Here is a 22,047-nt window from a genome sequence, read left to right as displayed (position 1 = left end):
TTAATAATCAACCTGTGGAAGGACCAAAAAAATTATTGACCAATGGCATCTATTATGTTAATATCATTTCCAATACAATGACTCAAAAATGATGATGGAGAAAAGTATGTCAATTCCAACCTTACAGGGAGAAGAAGTCGAGACTGGAAGCTTCTTTAAGGTATGATTGATTGAAGTTCACTCCGGAGTTGCTGTTCTGAATTTCCAGTAGGGACAGACGGGTTTTCCACCGTTATCATGGAAGAGGTATCGGATCAACAGTCCCGTACCGGTAAAAGTGGCCAACGCAATTAGGGTGGTACCGCGGATAATGATTCTCCGTCCCTTGAGGATAGAGGATCTTTTTATTTTACCGGCAACCTGTTTTTCCCGTACCTATTGAGGTGGGCTTTAATAGCCAATTTGGGTGGTAACGCGGATATAACTCTCCGTCCCTTTTCGGGATGGGGAGTTTTTTTATTTGTGTACGAAGGGAGGGAGACAGTTGAATGATAAAGCTAATATTATCTTAATTGGCTTCATGGGATCAGGTAAAAGTTCAGTTGGTAGCATGTTGTCTAAAGAGCTAGGCTATGAGTTCATTGATATGGATAAAGAAATCGAAAAAACTACCAAAATGGATATTCCTAGTATATTTAAGAACTATGGTGAATTGTGTTTTCGCTTAGAGGAAACTGCTTTATTAAAAGTGTTATGTTCAAAACAAAAGACAGTGATTTCCACTGGTGGTGGGACTCCTATGAATGATGATAATTGGCAAATAATAAAAAATTTAGGTCTCGTTATTCATTTATATGTAACACTAGATACAGCAATAGCCAGGACTGGGGGCAAAGATAGGCCTATGCTTAAACAAGATAAATCACAACTGGAAAAAATGTGGCTAAAAAGACAGTTGATCTATAATCTGGCTGATCATACCGTTGACACTGAGTATAGAAATATTGAAGAAATCACTCAACAAATGTTGAATTTTATTAAAACTTTAAAGGGATAAAGATGTGAAAAATTGAAACTCAGGAGGTAAAAAAAATGATTGTAACACTTAAGGAGAAAAATCTAGATTCCAAACAGGTTGAACCTCTTATTACTTGGCTGGAAAGCTTGGAAATCAGTACACATTTTATAGTTGGAAAACACCAGACAGTCATCGGTCTAATTGGTGATACCAGTGTCGTTGATATTGATCTGATCAAATCCCTGGACATCGTGCAAAATGTACAGCGAATTCAGGAGCCCTATAAAAAAGCAAACCGCAAGTTTCACACTGATGACACGGTAGTTGATATAAACGGCATTAAAATTGGAGGAGGCAACTTTCAAATCATTGCTGGCCCATGCTCAGTTGAATCTCGTGAACAAATCTGTTCAGTTGCCCAAAGTGTTAAAACATCCGGAGCAACCATGCTGCGCGGCGGTGCTTTTAAGCCTCGCACCTCACCCTACTCTTTCCAAGGTATGCATGCTGAGGGAATTGAGCTCTTGCTTGAAGCAAAAAAGCTAACTGGCCTGCCCATTGTATCAGAGCTTATGAACATCTCACACCTACCCCTATTTGAAGAGGTAGATGTGATTCAGGTAGGCGCTAGAAATATGCAAAATTTTGAACTACTGAAGGAGCTTGGCATGATTAAAAAGCCAATCTTACTAAAGCGGGGCTTAGCCAATACTTTGGAAGAACTGCTAATGAGTGCGGAGTACATTATGGCAGGTGGCAATGATAATGTTATTCTATGTGAAAGAGGCATTCGCACATTTGAAACTGCAACTAGAAATACTCTCGATATATCAGCCATTCCTATACTACATGAGAAGACACATTTACCTGTCATTGTTGATCCAAGTCATGCCGCAGGGATCTCCAGTTTGGTAAAACCCCTCACATTTGCAGCAATCGCCGCTGGAGCAGACGGACTAATTATTGAGGTTCACAATGATCCAAGTCATGCCCTTTGTGATGGTCCTCAATCGCTGACACCTGACGCCTTCGATCAGTTAGCATGCAAGGCACGCGAGGTATTAGAGTTAATGAGGAGGATTAAGCAATGAACATTGGCATTGTCGGTCTAGGATTAATTGGTGGATCATTAGCCAAGTCAATTAAACAACATACCAATTTTAAAGTGTTTGGCACTGATATACAGGAATCAGTTGTTCATTGCGCCAAGCTGGTTGGGGCAATTGACGGTTCTCTTAATGAGGAACTGCTACCGGAATGTGATATGGTTATTGTAGCTCTTTATCCATATGACACTATCAACTATATACAAACAAATGCAGGAAGATTTAAAAAGGGTTGTATTGTTGCCGATTGTGGAGGCATCAAACAATTAGTTTGTGGTGCTCTTCAGGACGTAGCTAACGAAAATGATTTCGTATTTATCGGTTCTCACCCTATGGCAGGAATTGAATTTTCCGGATTTGGACATTCTCACAGTCAGCTTTTTAATAATGCATCCATGATTATTACTCCCTACAACGACACGCCGCTCCAACTGCTAGAATGGATTAAACAATTTTGGCTGAAATTAGGATTTTCAAGCATAGTGATATGCTCTCCTGCAGAGCATGACCGGATGATAGCATACACATCCCAATTGGCCAATGTCGTTTCAAATGCCTATGTTAAGAGCAAACTAGCACCTAAGCACAAGGGGTTTTCGGCAGGCAGCTTTCGTGATATGACAAGGGTAGCAAAGCTAAACGAAAAGATGTGGGCCGAACTTCTTCTAGGAAATAAACAAAACATTATAAGTGAACTGGACAGTTTGATCGAACATCTTGTTGAGTATAGTGATGCTCTTAAATCCAATGATCGGGAGAGAATTGAGAAACTTCTACAGGATGGAAGAATAATCAAAGAGTCTATGATGAATTGAAGAGGGAAATGGGGGGTTCTATGAAAAATGTAACCGTTAACGCATCTAGGAGCTATGACATCATCATCGGACACGGAATTTTGCCTATGACAGGTCAGGAGATATGCAAAAGAGTTACTGCTTGCACTGCTGCAATTGTAACAGATAATATTGTCGATTCACTTTACTCAGATGCGGTCTGTAAATCATTGCAAGAAACCGGCTTTTCTATTTGTAAATTTGTTTTTAAACATGGGGAAAGTTCAAAGAACCTAACAACCTTCGGCCAAATTCTTGAGTTTTTAGCACAAAACCAACTGACTAAGTCCGACATTGTGGTGGCTTTGGGGGGTGGTGTGACTGGAGATATAGCAGGCTTTGCTGCTTCTGTTTACTTGCGCGGCATTAAGCTTATTCAAATCCCCACCACATTTTTGGCTGCCATTGATTCATCGGTTGGGGGTAAAACAGCAATCGATCTAGCTGTAGGCAAAAATCTTGCCGGTACTTTTTATCAACCCAGCTTGGTGCTTTGCGATCCTGACAGCTTTTCCACCTTACCGAAAAATGTCTTTGCCGACGGCATAGCCGAAGCTATTAAATACGGTGTTTTATCGGCTCCTCAGCTGTTTGACAAACTGGCTCAGGGAAATCCACATCTGGACTTGGCAAGCATTATTGAACAATGTGTAACAATTAAGCGTGATTTGGTAATGAGGGATGAATACGATAATGGTGATCGCCAGCTGCTTAATTTCGGGCACACAATAGGTCACGCTATTGAGCATTGCAGCGGCTATACTATCACCCATGGCCATGCGGTTGCAATCGGCATGGTAACTATTAGTCAAGCAGCATGGCAATTGGGACTTTCCGATCTGGATTGTTCAAAACCTATTAAGGCATCGCTATTAGCAAATAACCTGCCTGTTTCATCCCCTTTTACCGCTAAGCAGCTTTCAGAGGCAGCTCTACTTGATAAAAAGCGCCGCCAAGACAGTATTACCCTTGTTATTCCCAGAAAAATAGGACAATGTATCCTGCATCAAATTCCGATTTCTTCCCTGTATAATTTCATCAATCAAGGTATTCGTGAGGAGGCATAACATGGATATTCGTATCTCACCATCGGATTTAAAAGGTAGGGTTCAAGCAAACCCCTCAAAATCAGACGCCCATCGTATATTGATCTCAGCTGCCCTGGCTGATCAGCCAACTTCTGTCAAGCTTAGTTCCTACTCCAAGGATATCCATGTGACAATAAACTGTCTAAGATCCCTAGGAGCAAAGATAGGTACAGATGCACCTGACCTTTTGCAGGTCTCACCCCTTTGGCTTAACAGGGTTGAAACAGCAGACCTTGATTGCGGCGAAAGCGGCTCATCATTCCGTTTCCTACTTCCACTGGTCGCGGCACTAGGTGTTAATGCCACTTTCACTGGACATGGTCGGCTGCCAGAACGCCCAATTCAACATCTTATTGACCAACTCCAAAGTCACGGTTGCCAATTTGATAAGACTAAGCTTCCCTTCACGGTTCGTGGGAAAATAACTGGAGGGAACTATACTTTGCCCGGTGATGTCAGTTCACAGTTTATCTCAGGATTGATGTTTGCATTACCGCTGCTAGAAAAAGACAGCCGTATCGTTCTCACCTCGCAGTTGGAATCAAAGTCCTATGCCAAAATGACAATGTCAACTCTCAATAAGTTTGGTGTTGTTATTGAAGAACTATCAGATGGCTATCAAATCAAAGGCGGACAAAAATATCACTCACCACAACACCTTAGTGTTGAGGGAGACTGGTCCAACGCCGCTTTTTGGATCTGCGCAGGAGCCCTACAGGGCAATGAGATTCTATGTAGCGGCCTTAATCAAGAATCAGTTCAAGGTGACAAAGAGATTATCAACCTACTAAAAGGTTTTGCTGCAGATGTGTCTTTTATAAAAGGTACAGCCCATACAATAGGGAAAAACCTCACGGCACAGTATATTGACGCCGCCGAAATTCCCGATTTAATTCCCATTATTTCAGTGATCGCCACAGCGGCTCGGGGGACAACAGAAATATACAATGCCAAACGACTACGTATAAAAGAAAGTGATCGCCTAGCGGCAATGACTGAAAATCTAACCCGGATTGGCGCAGATGTTACCGAGAAGGAGGACGGACTTATCATTCATGGTGGCAAACCACTGCTGGGTGGAATCGTCAGTGGTTTTGGAGATCACAGAATCGTCATGTCCATGGCTATCGCTGCAAAACTTTGTCAAAGGGAATTAATCATTGAAGGTGCGGAGGCAGTTGAAAAGTCCTACCCACAATTCTTTGACCACTATAAAATGCTCGGAGGAACAGTAGATGTCATTTAATTTTGGAGATAATTTAAGAATTACGGTATTTGGGCAATCACATTCTGAGGCAATCGGAGTTGTAGTTGACGGCTTGCCGCCGGGTGAAGAAATAGACTTAGCAAGGGTACAAAGTTTCATGTTACGCCGTGCTCCCGGTAACAATACATTTTCAACCTCTCGACGGGAACCTGACAAAGCAAAAGTCATCAGTGGCCTTTTGGACGGCAAGACCTGTGGCTCGCCCCTTTGTGCCATCATTGAAAACACTGATTGTAAATCCGGGGATTATGCAAATATATTAGATGTTCCCCGGCCTTCTCATGCCGATTATTGCGCCTATATGAAATATAAAGGAGCCAATGACATTCGTGGTGGTGGCCATTTTTCGGGACGACTAACAGCTCCGATCTGCTTTGCTGGTGCTGTTTCTCTGCAAATATTAGAGCGCCGTGGCATCTTTATTGGAGCACATATACAATCAATCGGTGATATTGAAGACCGATCCTTCGATCCTGTATCGGTTGATTCATCGGAGCTTGTAGCCGTTAAAAATAAGCAATTTGCTGTGCTTAATGATGTTATTGGCAAACAGATGATTGAGCAAATCGAGCTGGTCAAAGGTCAAGCTGATTCCATTGGTGGCGTCATTGAATGCTGTGCGGTTGGTGTTCCTGTCGGGGTTGGCGAACCGATATTCTGCGGCATAGAGAATAGACTAGCAGCTGCCCTTTTCTCTATTCCAGCTGTCAAGGGAGTGGAATTTGGCACCGGATTCGCATCTTCTAAACTACGGGGCTCAGAAAATAATGATGAATTTTATTATGATGACAATGGCCTAGTAAAAACTAAGACCAATCATCATGGTGGTATTTTAGGTGGCATTGCCTCCGGGATGCCTATCATTATGCGCGTTGCATTTAAGCCAACACCATCAATTGGTCTCCAACAAAACTCCATTTGTCTCTCAAAAAAAACAAACACTATGATTTCAATTAAAGGAAGACATGATCCCTGTATCGTACCCCGTGCAGTTCCCTGTGTAGAGGCTGCAATGGCAATCGCACTACTTGACCTAATGCTTTAAACAGATGAAGGAGACAAAGGAATGAATTTAAAGGAACTAAGAGATCAAATTAATCAAATCGATGTACAATTAGTCGAGTTGTTTTTGAAACGGATGAACATAGCAGCTGAAATTGCCAAGTACAAAATTCAAAATAAACTGCCTGTGTCGGATCTCGGTAGAGAACGTGAGGTTTTAAACCTCGTTGCCGAACTTGCCGGAGAAAAAATGGAACCATATTCTAAGAGGCTGTTTTACACCCTTTTCGACCTAAGTAGAGCCTATCAAAGTCAGCTTTTCCCCCACAAATCTCAACTGGCAAAGGAAATTAATGCAGCAATCTATGATTTGACAAAGCATTTTCCAACAAAAGCACATGTTGCTTGCCAGGGTACCGAGGGTTCTTATTCCCAACAAGCCTGTGATAAACTTTTTTCAATTCCAAGGATAGCATTTTTTAAAGATTTTGCAGCTGTCTTTAAGGCAGTTGAAAAAGGGATGTGTGAATATGGTGTTTTACCGGTTGAAAATAGTTTGGCAGGTACGGTTATTCCTGTATACGACCTAATGGAAAAACATAAATTTTATATTGTACGCAGTATTAGACTAAAAATAAATCATACTCTCCTCGCCAAGAAAAACGTTGATTTAGGCGATATTAGAGAAATTGTTTCCCATGAACTGGCAATCAGGCAGTGTAGTGATTTTTTAAACGCTTATCCTCAAATAAAGGTCACAGTATTTAGTAACACAGCAGCAGCTGCAAAGTATGTAGCTGATTCAGGTCGAACCGATCTCGCTGCTATAGCATCAGAAACCTGTGCCGAACTTTATAGCCTTAACATTCTGTCTAGTAATATTCAAAATAGAGATAATAACTTTACCCGCTTTATCTGTATATCAAAAGATATGAAAATCTATCCCGGAGCAAACAAAATTAGTCTTATACTCTCACTTCAACACAAGCCGGGGTCGCTTTGTACATTACTTTCAAAATTCTCATCACTGGGGTTCAACCTAACTAAACTCGAAAGCCGTCCAATTATTGGCAAGAATTTCGAATTTATGTTTTACTTTGATTTTGATGCTTCAATTTATTCTACAGAAACGGTAAATTTGCTTTCCGAATTGGAAGGCAGTCTAGAAAAATTTATTTTTTTGGGCAGTTACAGCGAAATTTATTAGTTGAAACCCCACCCAAAGAGCATCATGGATTTGGGTGGGGAATTACCGAGCTGATATTATGCTTTTTCGACAAACCACCCTCTTACTGAAGATGTATTTTAACAATTGCATTCATGCCGGGTAGCAAACGCTTATTTTGATAGTCATCAATACTAATTTTAACGGCAACTCTCTGTGTAATCTTGGTAAAAGAATTACTGTTATTTGACTGAGGCAGCAACGAAAAAACGGAATTTGCTGCCTCGCCAATAGATATAACTTTACCAGTAAAATTTGTTCCAGGAAAAGAGTCAATGTTATATTCAACCTGTTGACCAACATTAATTTTATGCAGGTCCTTCTCTTCAATGTTTGCAGTGATATGTAGGTCATTTAAGTCTACCATCATAGCCACAGGAGACCCTGGTACGGCAATCTCCCCCACATGGGCAATTTTCTTAATTACAGTACCAGCGATTGGTGACTTGATGACAGTTAAATCTAGATTGGCCCCTGGAGCCAAGGCGATATCAGACAACCTTCCCAATGCTTCACCCTGTTGTAAACTCATGTTTTCTTCCACTGTTAACTCAACGATCTGACCGGAAACCTGAGGACTAACTCTGACAATATTACCATCAACCCTGGCATCCTCCGTTGCTACGTAATGATTGTTCTGATACCAGTAGTAATAAGTAACTGCAGCAAGGGTAATTACCATTGCCAGTAACACCCCTAAGATCTTCTTTTTTTTCATAAATACCTCCCATAATAAGCTAGATCTGTTTGATTATGTAACTAGTTAGCTGGTATTTTAACCTCTGCAAACATGCCTGGTTTTAAAATAAATTCAGGGTTGTCAACCCTAACTTTAATTAAGTAACCCTTTGTTTGTGGATCCGCAGCCAGAGCAATGTTACTGATTTTGCCAATAAAGGTCTGGTCAGACGCAGCAGAAACTTTCACCTGTACCTCCTGGCCATTCTTTAGCTTATTAATCTCGGACTCACTAACAATACCCTTTACCATCACTTGATTAAGGTTAACTAAAGTAAGCAGTACATTTTGTGTTCCGGCCATTTCACCAGGATTAATATTCCTAGCGGTGATCACACCAGCAAAGGGTGCCTTGATAAACATATCATTATAAGTTATCTGCCTTTTCTTAAAAGTTGCATTAGCTAACCTTAGGCTAGCTTCGGATTTTTGTAAAGGTCCTTCATAGGTCTTTTCATAGTCAGCCTGAGATATAGCTTGGGATGTTAGTAATTCTTTGCCCCTCTGGAAATTCTTTTGATCCAAATTATATTGTACCTGGGCACTGTTAACCTGGGCTGCTGCTTCATCGATTTCAGCAGCTTTGTCTGCTGCTTCAAGACTGATCAACAGCTGTCCGGGCTTAACCTGAGTGCCAATATCTACGTGAACTGAAGCCACTTTACCCGCTACTTTGGTCACTAAATTGGCTGTTTCCATTGCCTCAATTTTACCGCTTATGGAAACCTGGTCCCCTTTTGTTTCAGTAGGCTTACTAGTTGAAGTAGTATTGGTGCTAGCTTGTACCTGAGCCTTTTGAGGGTGAAGGATTCCTGTATTTTGGTTACAACCAGTTAGAAAAATTAATAATAATATCAGTATACCTGCAAGGCTTTTTCTTCTTGTCACTCCATTTTCCTCCATTTCGCCGTTTCTTACTCCTGTAAGCCAACCCTAGAATTTATTATCTTCATTATTTACCCACATCCTTTTGACACAAATTAGCAGTCACATTAATTGGATTGATTTAAACACCCCCTTGAGTAGTAGACATGTTAAAAGTAACCAAAGTTTTTCTTTTAAAAAATACCCTGCTTAACATATCTAATATATACGTAAGTAGGGCATTACCGTTCAGTAATTATGTAAATGTCTAGCATATACCAATCTAGAGGGTACCGTTTGCAGTTCCCCACGCAATGGCTCAACAAAATTTAAGCCCATAGCTCGCAAGGGAAACATTCTTGTCAAGACAATTTTATAATCCCTGATATCGTTTAGCAAACCGTAGAAATTGTTCTTCTATGATTTTTTCTTTTTTTTGCTCGTTAAAGGTTCTGTATTCATCCTCTCTTAATACCAAATACATTTCTGACACTGAATATTAAAGGTGTTTATAAATTGTTATGGGTAATGGTTAAGTATTAATCAACCCTGATTTATGACCAAATTATAGTTTTAGGAGACTTCTGAATCTGTATGTGCATCACCTGTTACATTTTTGATCTATGTAACGTCTAATAATAAGTGAAAAGTATTCAAGTTTTTATTTTATTGGAGGCGTTATAATGAGACGTTTTCTATGTTTAATGACCCTTGTTTTATTTACCTTTTTTTCTGCACCATTTAGCTCTGCCAATGCAGCCCAGCAAATGTCCGTATTTGTAAACGGTTCAGCGGTAAAATTTGATGTTCCACCGATGGTCCAAGATAATCGTACCTTAGTCCCTTTTCGTGCTCTGGCTGAAGCCCTAAAGGTAGAGGTTACTTGGGATGGGCCTAACCAAACAATTCGTGCAAAGGATGCTGTCACCTATATTATGCTGCAGATTGGTAATAGAAATGCCAATCATAATGATTCTACCATTACTTTGGATGTGCCTCCACAAATTATTGACGGCCGAACGTTGATCCCTTTAAGATTTTTTAGTGAAGCCTTTAATTGCCAGGTATCCTGGAATGCCACAGATAATGCCATTTATATCCTATCAGATCAAAGACCGTTCCCTTGGGACTTAGATGTTGTCGGCTACTATGCTTTAGGTGATCTGCAAACCAGCAGTTGGACAAACCTGTTTGGACAACCCTTTCCGAAACATAGCGCTGGTAACACCGATGTTGTAAAAGACATTGCTCTAGGTTGGTATAGTCTTGACCGTGATGGCAGCCTCTTAACTCAAAGTCGTACTGGCTGGCAAAGACCCGAAGATTATGAGAAGGTTTTAGCAGCAGCTGATGAATATGGTTTAAAAACACAAATGGTTGTCCATATGACTGATGAAGATAATTCATTAACTGATTTGTTAGCCAATGAATCAGCCATGGACAAGGCTGTAGAGGCTATTGTAGGTGAAGCAACAGCTACCTACCAAAGTGTAAATCTAGACTTAGAAGGACTAGGTCTACGGGATACTGGTGATCAACTAGCAACTGTACAAAACCGTTTTACACATTTCGTATCGTTACTGGCAAAGGAACTAAAGAAAAATGACTTGAAGCTATCCCTATCTCTGCATGCTCCTAACAGTGCCTACAAAGGATATAACTATGCAAGTTTAGGCAAATTGGCAGATAGTATCATCATTATGGCCTATGATTACGGTTCTAAACCAGAACCAAATGACCTTATCAATAAGGCCGTAGAAGCTGCCAAGCAAGTGGTTCCAGCTGACAAACTTTATTTAGGAATCTCCATCCCCAATGAAACTTCATCCAGTTTGCTTACCAAACTGGGTATTGCCAAGCAGCATCGTCTTAAAGGTATTGCTATATGGCGTCTTGGTCTGGTTACCCCGGACATGTGGCAATCCCTAAGGGAAAATACTACATCTTCCTAAACCCGTAAATCCCCTTACTCAGGTAGGGGGATTTTTATATAGGTGTGATTTGTATTTATTTAGAAAATATGATAGTAATTGTATGAAAATTATATCCTAATTTAAAATTATACCTTTATATCAAAAATCATCGCTGGATTACCGGAGATTTACATAGGTTAGTTATTTGTTGACTGACAACTCAATATGTTATAATAAGTTGTCAAATAAACAACTTGGTTTGTTACAAAAAGTTGTCTTGCAACATTTTACAATTATGCTATCGATAGATTGCTTGTATAAAATACTTGATTTAAATACAAAAAACAAGGGGGTATTCTATGCATAGTTTGAAAGAACTATTGGAAAAATGGCATGCTACCGAGGAACAATGGAATGATTGGCACTGGCAAATTAGTAATCGTATCACCACGGTAGATAGACTCTCAAAGTTTGTAACTTTAACTCCTAAGGAAAAAGATGGGATATCTGCCTGCCTAAGAAAATTTAGAATGGCTATAACTCCTTACTATGCAAGCTTAATTCGAGCTGACGATCGTCAATGTCCTATAAGGCTACAAGCTATACCAAATGCCAAGGAACTGGTCTGTACGAAGGGAGATATGAGAGACCCCTTACACGAGGATGTGGACTCTCCTGTTCCAGGTTTAACCCACCGTTACCCCGACCGGGTGTTGTTGCTGGTTACAGATTGTTGTTCCATGTACTGTCGTCATTGTACACGGCGCCGCATGGCTGGACAAAATGATCGATCTTTACCAAAAAACCAACTAGAACTTGCATTCTCCTATATACGGAGTAACACAACTATTCGAGATGTGGTTATATCCGGTGGAGACCCCTTTACTTTAAGTGATGAGAAATTAGAATATATCCTCAAGAAGTTACGCGCCATCAAACATGTTGAAATTATCCGTTTCGGTACTCGGACACCGGTTGTCTTACCTCAACGGATTACTCAGGAACTATGTAATATACTTGAAAAATACCACCCGGTATGGATTAATACACACTTTAACCACCCTCGGGAAATAACTCCGGAAGCTACAGCAGCAGTTGCCCGCTTAGCTAAAGCTGGCATTCCTATAAATAATCAGTCCGTTTTACTCCGTGGCGTAAATGATCGTGCTGACATTATGAAAAAGTTGGTACAGGACCTGATGAAGATTCGTATTCGTCCCTATTATCTGTATCAATGTGATCTTTCTGAAGGAATTGGACATTTCAGAACTTCAGTAAGCACGGGTATTGAAATTATGGAAAGTTTACGGGGCCACACCTCAGGGCTTGCGGTTCCCACCTACGTCATTGACGCCCCAGGTGGTGGGGGTAAGATTCCCATAGGGCCAAATTATCTGTTATCACAGGGTAAAGGAAAAACTGTTCTGAGAAATTTTGAGGGCAAAGTTTATCTTTATACCGAGCCAGGAGCGGAAGATGAAAAAATTAAAACCTCTAATTTGGGCGTTGCAGGTTTAATGCAAAGTGGTAGAATTACTCTAGAGGCAGAAGAAAAAATGATTGCTGTAGAAGGAAGTCGTTAAAACATGCACACCATTACAATAAACAAACCTGAGTTTTCTCTTCAAGCTAATTTAGATCTATTCAACAGACGCATTTGGGTAAATGAATATAGTTTTAATCATGCACCAGCTTTACGCTTCTTTCTCTTGGACTTAGCAAAAAAACAAAACATTGAAAAAATTATTTTCCCAGTCAAAGAAAAAGATTTAACCCTCCTACAAGGTAACGATTTTCAACTAGAAGGGGTAATAAAAGGTTATTTTCAAGGTTCAGACGCTCATTTCTTAACAACCTATTTATTAGAGAAACGTCGTACTTCAGGTTCTCTTCTCGAGGAAGAGCAAATGTTGCAAAAAATCTTGGGACAATCTAGAGAATATGATATGATCCTCCCAAACAGGTTTTCAATAAAATTTGCGACTAGCCAACATGTTGAGAAAATAGCCGAGTTGTTTAAAACTGTATTTAAAAGCTACCCTACCCCGGTTTATGACTCAAATTACCTGAATGAAGCAATCCAAAAAGGTGACCTATATATGACATGCTATGACGGTAGTACCCTAGCCAGCGTAGCAACTGCAGAAATTGACTGGAACCAAAGCCACGCAGAATTAACCAATTGTGCAACTCACCCAGACTACCGTGGCATGGGTTTAAATACAATCTTATTAAAAAGATTGGAAGAAAATTGTCAAACAAAGGGTATTCATTGTCTTTACAGCTTAGCCCGTGCATCTTCCTATGGAATGAATTTGGTCTTTCATCGTCTTGGTTATGAGTTCCAGGGCAGCCTAATTAACAACTGCCATATTGCAGGGGATTTTGAAAATATGAACATTTGGGTAAAACCTACCCTTGATTGCCATAAATTAGTCTAACAAAAAGCACTGGACAAAGATAGTTCAGTGCTTTTGGCTTCATATTTTACAACTTAATGAAAAAGAATATTAGCATAATGAATTTATTGAAAGGGCTGAGTATGAATATGGCTAACAGAAATAAAAAAGAACAGGAACCGGTAGTTGCGGCTGGCATGCGAGATTTTTTAGAAAAATCTGCCACTCCACACCAGGTCGAGAAAGGTGACTTCACTAAGGTTACTACACTATCCTATGATGAAACCCATTAATCCATATTAACTGGCCATGTGCCCTGTGCTGTGGACCATGGGCTATGATCCTTAACCAATGCATGCACAAAAGCCCAAGGCCCACGGTCTCTCCCAAGCTCCTAAAGCTGAAGACTAACGGCTGATGGCAAATATTTTTATGTTCCTAATATATCCTTTAAAGCTGGCTGTATCTCTGGGAATTTAAAATGGTAGTTCCTGGCCATAAGTCTCCGGGGCATTACTTTCTGTCCATTGATTAGAAGTTCCTCCGCCATTTCCCCCATTACTAGCCTAGCCATAAGGGCGGGCATTCTAGTCCAAGATCTTTTGCCTAAGACGTCAGAAATGACTTTGTTCAACTCCTTCATGGTAACAGCATTGGGGCTGCAAAGGTTATATACCCCTTCCCAGGTTCCCCCCTCCAGTGCCTGAGTAGCAATGTTTACCACATCATCCCTATGAATCCAAGAACACCACTGCTGACCTCCACCTATGTAACCTCCACAGCCATACCTATAGGGTAGTGTCATTTTCTGCAAAGCCCCACCTGGCCCAAGCACCATACCTAATCGTAATAAGACCACCCTAACACCGTATTTTTCGGCTTCCCGGGCTGCCTGCTCCCAGCCTTGACATACTTCAGCCAGAAAACCTTTGCCCCTAGGACTCTCTTCTTGAAAAACCTGCTGGGGATGGGTACCGTAATATCCTACAGCTGATGCATTGATCAGCACCTTAGGATAGGCCAAGCCCTCACTTTTATTTCTGCCTATACTATCTACAATTTGTTTGGTTAACTGCAATCGACTTTCCAATATACGTTTCTTGACAGCCTTACTCCAGCGTCCCTGAGAAATATTGTGACCCCCTAGATTGATAACGCCATCCAACTGCTCAATAAGTCCTCGGGAAAACCTTTGATTAGGGCCAGGAACCTTAGTATAAACAATACCTGATCCAGGAGCATGTTCCTTTCGGGAGACAATCACAACCTGATAGTTTAGTTCTGTAAGATGTTTGACCAAGGATGAACCTACAAAACCGGTTCCACCAGTAATCAGTAAATTCACTGATTATCCCTCCTTGCTTACCTTCCATACACCTCTACAATTTTATTCCTTGTTGATTAGGATATTCTTTTATTTTCACAGGGTTGTGTAGGGGATATTACATCAGCGTAGGGGCTATCGTTATCCCCCGTTCGCTTCTAGGCTCCACGCCGATAAGTCTAAGACTGGTTCCAGGCGAAATCAGGGTCGCCTCAGATTCGACGTCCTGTCCTTCTCCCAAAGCTCTAAAGCTAAAGGCTACTAAAACAACGCCACAGATAACCGTGGCGTTGCTGTTATAAGAAAGGATTATGTCTTTTCTCCAGGCCAATGGTAGTAGCTGGGCCATGCCCTGTATAAACCTTAGTATCCTCAGGAAGCACAAGTAATTTATTCTTAATAGAACGAATTAGCGTGGTATGGCTGCCGCCCGGAAAATCGCTTCTGCCAATGGATTGGGCGAACAAAGTGTCCCCACTAAAGAGGTCCTTCCCTGCCTTAAGGCAAATACCGCCGGGGGTGTGTCCAGGGGTATGAAGTACCTCCAGGGTTATCTTGCCAACCTCAATGGTATCTCCATCTTCTAATAACCTCTCTGCCGGTTGAAAACTCATTTGATACCCCATCCAGGCCGATAGATTTTTTTTCGGATTGGTGAGCATTTCGCCATCCTGGGTGTGGATCATGACCTTGGCCCCTGTGAGCTCTTTAAGTTCACCAAGGGCGCCAATATGGTCCACGTGACCATGGGTTAGCACAATGGCTTCTGCCTTTAAATTAAGCTTGTTTAATCTAGCCTGGATACGATCTGCTTCTTCTCCAGGATCCACCACTATGGCTTTTCTAGTTTCTTCACAACCAATTATATGGCAGTTTGCCTCCATATTACCAACTGGTAAAGTTTCAATGATCACCGAAAACATCCCTCCATCCTTTTATGAAACCTAAAAATGTTTACGACTATCTAACAGTAATGTTACAGGACCATCGTTGAAAATTTCTACAATCATATGTTCCTGAAAAATACCAGTAGCAGTGGACAAACCATTACATACCAATCTCTGCACAAAGCTTTCGTACAGTTCCTTAGCGAAACCCGGTGCTGCTGCCTCTATATAGCTGGGTCTCCTCCCTTTTCTACAGTCACCGAAGAGCGTAAACTGAGATATAGCCAACACACTCCCTCCTACATCTTGAATGGAGAGATTTAATTTTCCTTGCTCGTCATCGAAAATTCTCAGTTGACTAATCTTGTCTGCCAGATAGCGAGCATCATCAGTGGTATCTCCCTGCCCGACACCCAACAGTACTACCAATCCCCGTCCAATTTTACCAACAACCACATCATTAACGGTCACAGAACCCCGTTGAACCCGTTGTACCACTGCACGCATGTAACTAAACCTCCAAAGTGAAAGACGAAACTATCCCGTTGATACTCGATGAACCCCATAAATATCCTTCACTTTTTTTATTTTATTCATTAAGTACTCCAGTTGTTCAGTATTACGGACCTGTAGTGCCAATTCTACAGTAGCCACCTGATCTTTTTTAGATCTTGCGTTTACTCTACTTGCATTAATCTTCAAATCAAGTAGCACATTTAGCACATCGTTTAGGAAACCAGCTCTGTCTAGCCCTGTTATCTCTAGTTTTACCTGAAAAGGGGATTGGAAATCCTTATCCCAACCTACCTCGACAATTCGTTCCGGTTCATCACCTTGAATGGGTTGAATATTAATGCAATCAGCTCGATGAATAGAAACACCTCTACCCCGTGTAATATAACCGACAATGGGGTCACCGGGAACTGGGTTACAGCAGTGGGCTAACCGGATCAGTAAATTATCTATTCCCTTTACCCTAATACCTTGGGTTGGTTTGCCCCATTCTGCCACCTTTCCTTCGGCCTTTTTCATCATTTCTTCAGCCAAGGGACGACGTTCCTTTTCAATACGCTGTTCTTCCCGAAGTTTGGTGACTATTTGACTGGGAATAATCTGTCCATCACCAATGGCAGCATATAACTCATCAACAGAAGACTGGACCAATTTCTTAGCATATTCCTGCAGCCGATCACCCCGAACCATTTCCAGTTCTAAACCCTGTTTACGGGCTTCTCTTTCCAATGCATCTCGGCCGCGGTTAATATTCTCTTCCCGTCTTTCCTTTTTGAACCACAGTCGAATACGGCTTTTAGCCTGGGGGGTTTTTACAATATTAAGCCAGTCTCGACTGGGCCCGTTACTTACCTTGGAAGTAATGATCTCAACGATATTACCATTTTTTAATTTATAATCCAGAGGAACAATCCTGCCATTTATTTTAGCTCCTACTGTACGATGCCCAACATCTGTGTGAATTCTATAGGCAAAATCTAAGGGAATTGCCCCGGCAGGCAACTCCATAACGTCACCCTTGGGTGTAAAGACAAAAACAGATTGGGAAAAAAGATCAACCTTAAGGTTCTCCATAAACTCCCTGGCATCTCTGGTATCATGTTGGGCATCCAACATCTGTCTAATCCAGGCTAGTTTCTTATCAAAGTCCTTCTCTTCCTGGACACCTTCCTTATACTTCCAATGGGCAGCAATCCCGTATTCAGCCACTTTATGCATATCCCAGGTACGAATTTGAATTTCTACCGGGTCTCCATTGGGCCCAATGACAGTGGTATGCAAAGACTGATACATATTGGATTTAGGCATGGCAATATAATCTTTAAAACGACCAGGTATGGGTTTCCATAGGGTATGGGCAATTCCCAAAGCACCATAACAATCTTTAACAGACTTCACCAGAACACGTACTGCCTGGACATCGAAAATATCCTTTAATTCCTTTTGCTGATCCACCATTTTTTGGTAGATGGAGTATAGGTTTTTAGGCCTTCCCTGAATTTCTGCCTTAATATTCACCGCTGATAGCTTGGCAGCCAATTCCTTAATTACTTCATGGATGTATTCCTCACGTTTAGCCCTAGATTTTGCAATCTGTATCTTCATCCTCTGATACTGTTCCGGTTCCAGATAGCGAAAGGATAAATCCTCTAATTCCCATTTAATTCTGTAAATTCCCAAACGATGCGCCATGGGAGCAAAAAAATGTAGGGTTTCTTCTGCTACTTCTTTTTGCTTGCGTTCAGATTGAAACTGCAAAGTACGCAAATTATGTAACCGATCGGCCAGTTTGATTAATATTACCCGTATATCTTTGGCCATCGCCAGAAACATCTTACGCAGGTTTTCAGCTTGCCGTTCTTCCTTAGTTTGATACTGCAATTTACCAAGTTTAGTGACTCCGTCCACCATGGTTGCAACTTCCGGCCCAAAGGTATTTTCAATATCATTTAAGGTAATACCTGTATCTTCCACAACATCATGTAATAGACCTGCAGCTACAGTTTGTACATCTAACTGAAGTTCGGCTAGGATAATGGCAATAGCCAAAGGATGAACAATATACTCTTCACCAGAGATTCGTTTTTGTCCTCTGTGAGCATTTTCAGCAAAATTATAGGCCCCTCGGAGGAAAGCAATGTCCGCCGAAGGATTATACAGCAATACCTTTTGTTCTAATTCAAACAGTGAAGACATGCTTCACCTCCGATAAATTATATAATTACGCCTCAAGTTGCAGTAATGTTAAGACAGGGAAGTTACTTAGTTTCTCCCTGGCATTTAGCCCCATTAGCTCGATCAGAAAAGCAATACCTGCCACCTGACCACCTGACTTCTTAATTAGTTCCACACCAGCCATAATTGTTCCTCCTGTGGCCAGCACATCATCCACCAGTAATACTTTCTGGCCTGGCAAAATAGCACCCTCATGAACTTCTAAAGAATCCATGCCGTATTCTAATTGGTAACTATGCGTTACTGTTTTACCAGGTAGCTTACCGGGCTTTCTTAATAAGACCAGACCTTTTCCCATGGTATAGGCCAGCGGTGCACCCAGGATAAATCCCCTGGCCTCTGGGCAAGCAATGATGTCTGTCTCCAGATCTTGACATAACTCAGCCACTGCATCCACTGCCTGCTTAAAGGCAACGCCATCCTGCAGCAAAGTTGTAATATCCCTAAAGTTAATGCCCGGCCTGGGGAAATCTTTAATCAAGCGAATTTTGCTGGCAAAATCCATGGCTAACTCTCCTCCTTATAAACTGCTAATAAATAAACTCTTTAATTCCTTGTCAGTTGCAGCTAGATACTTTCTTTGAAAACGCTGGCATTCTTCCTTTGTATGAAGCGCCCAGTTAAAGGTTTGTGAACTTTGTAAATCTCCTTTAGCCTTAAGGTTTAGTTTATAACAATAAGCATTACCCTGATTTTTAAACTTAAGTAGGCCCATATCTTGAAGTATACTGAGACTGATTTCCACCGTATGTATCGATGCCTTGGGGTAAAAATTTCTTAAACATAAACACAGCTTTTCTGTAGAGATGTCTCCGCTGCCCTGTTGGCTCATCTCCTGGCGCAATAGTTTATATACCTCTCCCAGTGCATGTCGCTCCGGCGCCAATGCATATATTTGTTCTAGCGCTTCAGCAATTTGATATTCCCCTCCCAGCAAAGTTAGCTTAGTGAAGTTGGTACAATGGAGATGACATTCTGCTGGTTGATAAGGTAAATAATAGAAAATAACTTGCTCAAAATCAAGATCCCCTAAAGGATGAAACGCCGTAACGACCAGTATGTTTATTCTGCCGGATTGCAGCAATGTTGTTAATTGTTCAACTTGGTCCCCACTTAAACCTGGGTGATAAACACCAATACCTCCAGTGGAAGAACATTCCCTTTCACTAAGATAAGTTGCTACTTGAATGGCCTGTGCTGTACTCTCCACCACAATGAGACTGGATTCCTCTGATTCCACCAACTGCATCAACTTTGACAATCGATCAGGACTGCTTCTGTAATCTAGAATTTGAATATCGTCCTGAATGCTTTCTGTCCTTTCATACTCTTTCCTCTGAGGTTTTAACAAATGTAAAACACCTAAGGGAATCAAACTTTCTGCAAGCATATCTTCAGGTAAATTCAAAGATTTGCTTAATGTAGTTATTAATTCCCGATCCACATGATTCAGTTCCTTTATCAGAGGAACCACTTCACCTGTTTCCTTAAGTTCTTTAACTTCCAGTTGAACAGAAGAACGACCATTCCAGACATTAATAGAAGGAACAAAAGCCATATCCACGGTATCATTGGCTGCCAGCATTTCACTATAGGAAGCTAGGTTAAAACCAATTCCATCTAATATAGTTTGCTCTTCCCGTACTCTCATTTTTAAATGCCCGCCGTTTTTGCCCACTTCCCGGCAATTAATAACTGTAGCATGACAGCAACCTAACATTGGCCCTGGGTTGCAATGCCCCAGAGGAGATAACTGAGCTAACTCTTGAACCGTATCCATGGATAACTCAGTAAGGTTGATTAATGCGTCCAAATCAAGGTTGGGGGTCAAATGCTCTTCGGTCAGTGTCTCTTCTGCCATTTCATTTATTGCTTTGCGAAAATCTTTTATTTTATCTTCCTGTATGCTAAAACCTGCAGCCATAGCGTGTCCGCCAAATTGCTCTAAATAATCCTGACAGTTAACCATAGCCTGATACAAATTAAATCCTGCTATACTTCTGGCAGAGCCTTTTCCTTTTCCTGCTTCTAAACTAATCATAAAAGTTGGACGATAAAAACGATCTACCAATCTAGATGCAACAATACCAATTACACCCGGATGCCAGTTTTCAGAAGCCAGCACCAAAACCTTACCCTGAGATATTTCTGGCTCAGCATCTAATAGGGCCAGAGCCTCTGCCAAAACCTTAGACTCAACTTGTTGTCTTTCTTGGTTTCCCCTATTTAATTCTTCGGCAATTTCATCTGCTGTCTGAAAATCTTCCGCCAATAAAAGTTCTACACCGAGACCAGCATCACCCATTCTGCCGGCGGCATTTAAACGGGGGGCTAAACCAAAACCTAATTCTCTAGTGCCCAAAACTTCTGACCTAATACCACTGATTTTGATTAAAGCTTGTAAACCGGGCCGCTTACTTCTGCTGAGATGCGGTAGTCCATGCTTTACTAGGATGCGGTTTTCACCTTGTAATGGAACAATATCTGCCACAGTTCCCAGGCATACTAAATCTATGTAATTTTCCCAGTCCTGTTGGCCTAGCCCAGCCTGTTCAAAAAGTCCTTGAATTAATTTTAAGGCCACTCCTACTCCAGCTAACTCCTTAAAGGGGTAGCTACAATCGGGTCTTTTGGGATCTAAGACAGCAAATGCTTCAGGTAATTGTACGGGTGGTTCGTGGTGATCGGTAATAACCACATCCAGCCCTAAGGCCTTGGCCACTTCTACCTCTTCTACCCCACTTATACCACAGTCCACAGTTACAACAAGGCCAATACCTCGTTCCACAGCTCGTTCTAGGGCATCCTTATTAAGACCATAGCCTTCCTCCAAGCGATGGGGAATAAAATACTCAACCTTACAGTTAAGCCTACGCAGGGCCAGAACCAAAACAGTGGTGCCTGTTATGCCATCCACATCATAATCACCATACACTAAAATGGGCTCACCTTTTTCTTGGGCAGTAAGGATTCGATTAACAGCTTTATCCATATCCTTCATTAGCCAGGGACTATACACTCTGTCTAATTCGCTACCTAGAAAGGCCTTGGCCTGGTCAACTGTATATATTCCTCTATTAATTAATAACTGAGCTAGGATTTTAGAAATGCCTAATTCCATAGAGAGAATCTGTTGCAACGCGGGATTTGGTGTTTTTACTTGCCACTTTTTTTGTCTTTTCATGACAGTCCCCCGTTAATTTCAGTAAATTATAGTTTAAATTATAAAACAGTCAATCAATCAGGTAAAGAAAAAGCACTTTTTCGTTTAAAATACTAAAGAAAAATAATTTTTCCCAAACTAACGAATAAATTTGCAATTCTATGTCAATACTCTAATTAGATAACATTAACTAACTGTTAGCAAAGGGGTTGCAAAATAATGACTGAACTTACTATGTCACAATATTTCAAGGAAGTTAACAACAGACTACCTGTAGAAGCAGAAAGAGTACTACGAGCTCTTATTGACGAAGGAAAAATGAATAAAGAGGAACTTTCCTTAACAGCAAAAGTTAAAAGAGCTGTACTAGACCATGTAGTAATGCAATTATTCGCCCTCGGCCTGGTTGAAGTAACTTCAGAGGGAAAGAGCAAAATATGTTCCCTAACCAAGCTAGGTGAAGATTACCTAGAGCTCATGAAGGAAGCTATCTAAATAACGAGAACAAACCTTCAAGTTCAAAACAAACAGG

General features: G+C 41.1%; 20 protein-coding genes and 1 other annotated feature. Of the genes, 12 read left to right on the top strand and 8 right to left on the bottom strand.

Going from position 1 to position 22,047, the window contains the following annotated elements:
• Positions 1-82: 82 nt before the first annotated feature.
• Positions 83-329, top strand: a binding site (T-box leader).
• 155 nt (positions 330-484) lie between these two features.
• Genes ACYQ03_RS17040 through ACYQ03_RS17010 form a run of 7 tightly spaced genes read left to right on the top strand, consistent with a single transcriptional unit; the run spans position 485 to position 7,461 of the window.
• Positions 485-997: a shikimate kinase gene (locus ACYQ03_RS17040; protein ID WP_459911160.1), complete on the top strand. Its 513-nt coding sequence runs from the start codon at positions 485-487 to the stop codon at positions 995-997.
• Positions 998-1,032: 35 nt separating this feature from the next.
• Positions 1,033-2,049 carry a 3-deoxy-7-phosphoheptulonate synthase gene (aroF, locus tag ACYQ03_RS17035; protein ID WP_459911159.1) on the top strand — a complete coding sequence of 339 codons (1,017 nt, stop codon included), beginning with the start codon at positions 1,033-1,035 and terminating at the stop codon, positions 2,047-2,049.
• Positions 2,046-2,879, top strand: coding sequence for a prephenate dehydrogenase (locus tag ACYQ03_RS17030; protein ID WP_459911158.1), 834 nt, complete (start codon positions 2,046-2,048; stop codon positions 2,877-2,879). Before aroF ends, ACYQ03_RS17030 begins: the two co-directional genes overlap by 4 nt.
• Before the next feature lie 20 nt (positions 2,880-2,899).
• The gene (aroB, locus tag ACYQ03_RS17025; RefSeq protein ID WP_459911157.1) at positions 2,900-3,964 is read left to right on the top strand and encodes a 3-dehydroquinate synthase; all 1,065 of its coding nucleotides are present in this window, start codon (positions 2,900-2,902) and stop codon (positions 3,962-3,964) included.
• 1 nt (position 3,965) lies between these two features.
• On the top strand, positions 3,966-5,231 hold the full coding sequence (gene aroA, locus ACYQ03_RS17020) for a 3-phosphoshikimate 1-carboxyvinyltransferase (RefSeq protein ID WP_459911156.1): 1,266 nt from the start codon (positions 3,966-3,968) through the stop codon (positions 5,229-5,231).
• Positions 5,221-6,297, top strand: a complete 1,077-nt coding sequence (gene aroC, locus ACYQ03_RS17015; RefSeq protein ID WP_459911155.1) for a chorismate synthase — start codon at positions 5,221-5,223, stop codon at positions 6,295-6,297. The genes aroA and aroC overlap by 11 nt, the downstream gene beginning before the upstream one ends.
• 21 nt (positions 6,298-6,318) lie before the next feature.
• Positions 6,319-7,461, top strand: a complete 1,143-nt coding sequence (locus ACYQ03_RS17010) for a bifunctional chorismate mutase/prephenate dehydratase (protein WP_459911154.1) — start codon at positions 6,319-6,321, stop codon at positions 7,459-7,461.
• An 82-nt stretch (positions 7,462-7,543) separates the two neighbouring features.
• On the opposite strand, the gene ACYQ03_RS17005 is transcribed toward ACYQ03_RS17010, so the two are convergent.
• Positions 7,544-8,197, bottom strand: coding sequence for an HlyD family secretion protein (locus ACYQ03_RS17005; RefSeq protein ID WP_459911153.1), 654 nt, complete (start codon positions 8,195-8,197; stop codon positions 7,544-7,546).
• Between the two features lie 41 nt (positions 8,198-8,238).
• Positions 8,239-9,105, bottom strand: coding sequence for an efflux RND transporter periplasmic adaptor subunit (locus ACYQ03_RS17000; RefSeq protein WP_459911152.1), 867 nt, complete (start codon positions 9,103-9,105; stop codon positions 8,239-8,241).
• Positions 9,106-9,764: 659 nt separating this feature from the next.
• On the opposite strand from ACYQ03_RS17000, the gene ACYQ03_RS16995 reads away from it, so the two are divergent.
• The 4 genes from ACYQ03_RS16995 (at position 9,765) to ACYQ03_RS16980 (ending at position 13,686) form a co-directional block, all read left to right on the top strand.
• Positions 9,765-11,033 carry a stalk domain-containing protein gene (locus tag ACYQ03_RS16995; RefSeq protein ID WP_459911151.1) on the top strand — a complete coding sequence of 423 codons (1,269 nt, stop codon included), beginning with the start codon at positions 9,765-9,767 and terminating at the stop codon, positions 11,031-11,033.
• A gap of 320 nt (positions 11,034-11,353) precedes the next feature.
• A complete protein-coding gene (gene kamA / locus ACYQ03_RS16990) occupies positions 11,354-12,577 on the top strand; it encodes a lysine 2,3-aminomutase (RefSeq protein ID WP_459911150.1) in 1,224 nt (407 codons plus the stop codon).
• Between the two features lie 3 nt (positions 12,578-12,580).
• The gene (ablB, locus tag ACYQ03_RS16985; RefSeq protein ID WP_459911149.1) at positions 12,581-13,435 is read left to right on the top strand and encodes a putative beta-lysine N-acetyltransferase; all 855 of its coding nucleotides are present in this window, start codon (positions 12,581-12,583) and stop codon (positions 13,433-13,435) included.
• 107 nt (positions 13,436-13,542) lie between these two features.
• Complete coding sequence (locus tag ACYQ03_RS16980) at positions 13,543-13,686, top strand: hypothetical protein (RefSeq protein WP_459911148.1); 144 nt, start codon at positions 13,543-13,545, stop codon at positions 13,684-13,686.
• Positions 13,687-13,823: 137 nt separating this feature from the next.
• Here ACYQ03_RS16980 and ACYQ03_RS16975 read toward each other — a convergent pair whose 3' ends face one another.
• From ACYQ03_RS16975 to recJ, 6 genes are all read right to left on the bottom strand, one after another.
• The gene (locus tag ACYQ03_RS16975) at positions 13,824-14,738 is read right to left on the bottom strand and encodes a TIGR01777 family oxidoreductase (RefSeq protein ID WP_459911147.1); all 915 of its coding nucleotides are present in this window, start codon (positions 14,736-14,738) and stop codon (positions 13,824-13,826) included.
• A gap of 275 nt (positions 14,739-15,013) precedes the next feature.
• Entirely contained in the window at positions 15,014-15,631 is a 618-nt protein-coding gene (locus ACYQ03_RS16970; protein ID WP_459911146.1) for an MBL fold metallo-hydrolase, read from the bottom strand.
• Between the two features lie 30 nt (positions 15,632-15,661).
• Positions 15,662-16,111 carry a D-aminoacyl-tRNA deacylase gene (gene dtd / locus ACYQ03_RS16965; RefSeq protein WP_459911145.1) on the bottom strand — a complete coding sequence of 150 codons (450 nt, stop codon included), beginning with the start codon at positions 16,109-16,111 and terminating at the stop codon, positions 15,662-15,664.
• Positions 16,112-16,141: 30 nt separating this feature from the next.
• A complete protein-coding gene (locus ACYQ03_RS16960) occupies positions 16,142-18,313 on the bottom strand; it encodes a RelA/SpoT family protein (RefSeq protein ID WP_459911144.1) in 2,172 nt (723 codons plus the stop codon).
• Between the two features lie 25 nt (positions 18,314-18,338).
• Positions 18,339-18,857 (bottom strand): adenine phosphoribosyltransferase, encoded by a 519-nt coding sequence (locus ACYQ03_RS16955; RefSeq protein WP_459911143.1) that lies wholly within the window; start codon positions 18,855-18,857, stop codon positions 18,339-18,341.
• 15 nt (positions 18,858-18,872) lie between these two features.
• Positions 18,873-21,536 carry a single-stranded-DNA-specific exonuclease RecJ gene (recJ, locus tag ACYQ03_RS16950; RefSeq protein WP_459911142.1) on the bottom strand — a complete coding sequence of 888 codons (2,664 nt, stop codon included), beginning with the start codon at positions 21,534-21,536 and terminating at the stop codon, positions 18,873-18,875.
• Positions 21,537-21,734: 198 nt separating this feature from the next.
• On the opposite strand from recJ, the gene ACYQ03_RS16945 reads away from it, so the two are divergent.
• Positions 21,735-22,010, top strand: a complete 276-nt coding sequence (locus ACYQ03_RS16945) for a transcriptional regulator (protein ID WP_459911141.1) — start codon at positions 21,735-21,737, stop codon at positions 22,008-22,010.
• Positions 22,011-22,047: the final 37 nt, after the last annotated feature.

The organism is Desulfotomaculum defluvii, assembly GCF_054657375.1.
The sequence above is the reverse complement of the archived record's forward strand: the minus strand, read 5'-3'. Positions and strand labels throughout refer to the sequence as shown.

Bases quoted from the DNA above. Each gene is read 5' to 3' on its own strand.
- aroF (WP_459911159.1), top strand. From the start codon at position 1,033: ATGATTGTAACACTTAAGGAGAAAAATCTAGATTCCAAACAGGTTGAA.
- ACYQ03_RS17030 (WP_459911158.1), top strand. From the start codon at position 2,046: ATGAACATTGGCATTGTCGGTCTAGGATTAATTGGTGGATCATTAGCC.
- aroB (WP_459911157.1), top strand. From the start codon at position 2,900: ATGAAAAATGTAACCGTTAACGCATCTAGGAGCTATGACATCATCATC.
- aroA (WP_459911156.1), top strand. From the start codon at position 3,966: ATGGATATTCGTATCTCACCATCGGATTTAAAAGGTAGGGTTCAAGCA.
- aroC (WP_459911155.1), top strand. From the start codon at position 5,221: ATGTCATTTAATTTTGGAGATAATTTAAGAATTACGGTATTTGGGCAA.
- ACYQ03_RS17010 (WP_459911154.1), top strand. From the start codon at position 6,319: ATGAATTTAAAGGAACTAAGAGATCAAATTAATCAAATCGATGTACAA.
- ACYQ03_RS17005 (WP_459911153.1), bottom strand. From the start codon at position 8,197: ATGAAAAAAAAGAAGATCTTAGGGGTGTTACTGGCAATGGTAATTACC.
- ACYQ03_RS16995 (WP_459911151.1), top strand. From the start codon at position 9,765: ATGAGACGTTTTCTATGTTTAATGACCCTTGTTTTATTTACCTTTTTT.
- kamA (WP_459911150.1), top strand. From the start codon at position 11,354: ATGCATAGTTTGAAAGAACTATTGGAAAAATGGCATGCTACCGAGGAA.
- ablB (WP_459911149.1), top strand. From the start codon at position 12,581: ATGCACACCATTACAATAAACAAACCTGAGTTTTCTCTTCAAGCTAAT.
- ACYQ03_RS16980 (WP_459911148.1), top strand. From the start codon at position 13,543: ATGGCTAACAGAAATAAAAAAGAACAGGAACCGGTAGTTGCGGCTGGC.
- dtd (WP_459911145.1), bottom strand. From the start codon at position 16,111: ATGCGTGCAGTGGTACAACGGGTTCAACGGGGTTCTGTGACCGTTAAT.
- ACYQ03_RS16960 (WP_459911144.1), bottom strand. From the start codon at position 18,313: ATGTCTTCACTGTTTGAATTAGAACAAAAGGTATTGCTGTATAATCCT.
- ACYQ03_RS16955 (WP_459911143.1), bottom strand. From the start codon at position 18,857: ATGGATTTTGCCAGCAAAATTCGCTTGATTAAAGATTTCCCCAGGCCG.
- recJ (WP_459911142.1), bottom strand. From the start codon at position 21,536: ATGAAAAGACAAAAAAAGTGGCAAGTAAAAACACCAAATCCCGCGTTG.
- ACYQ03_RS16945 (WP_459911141.1), top strand. From the start codon at position 21,735: ATGACTGAACTTACTATGTCACAATATTTCAAGGAAGTTAACAACAGA.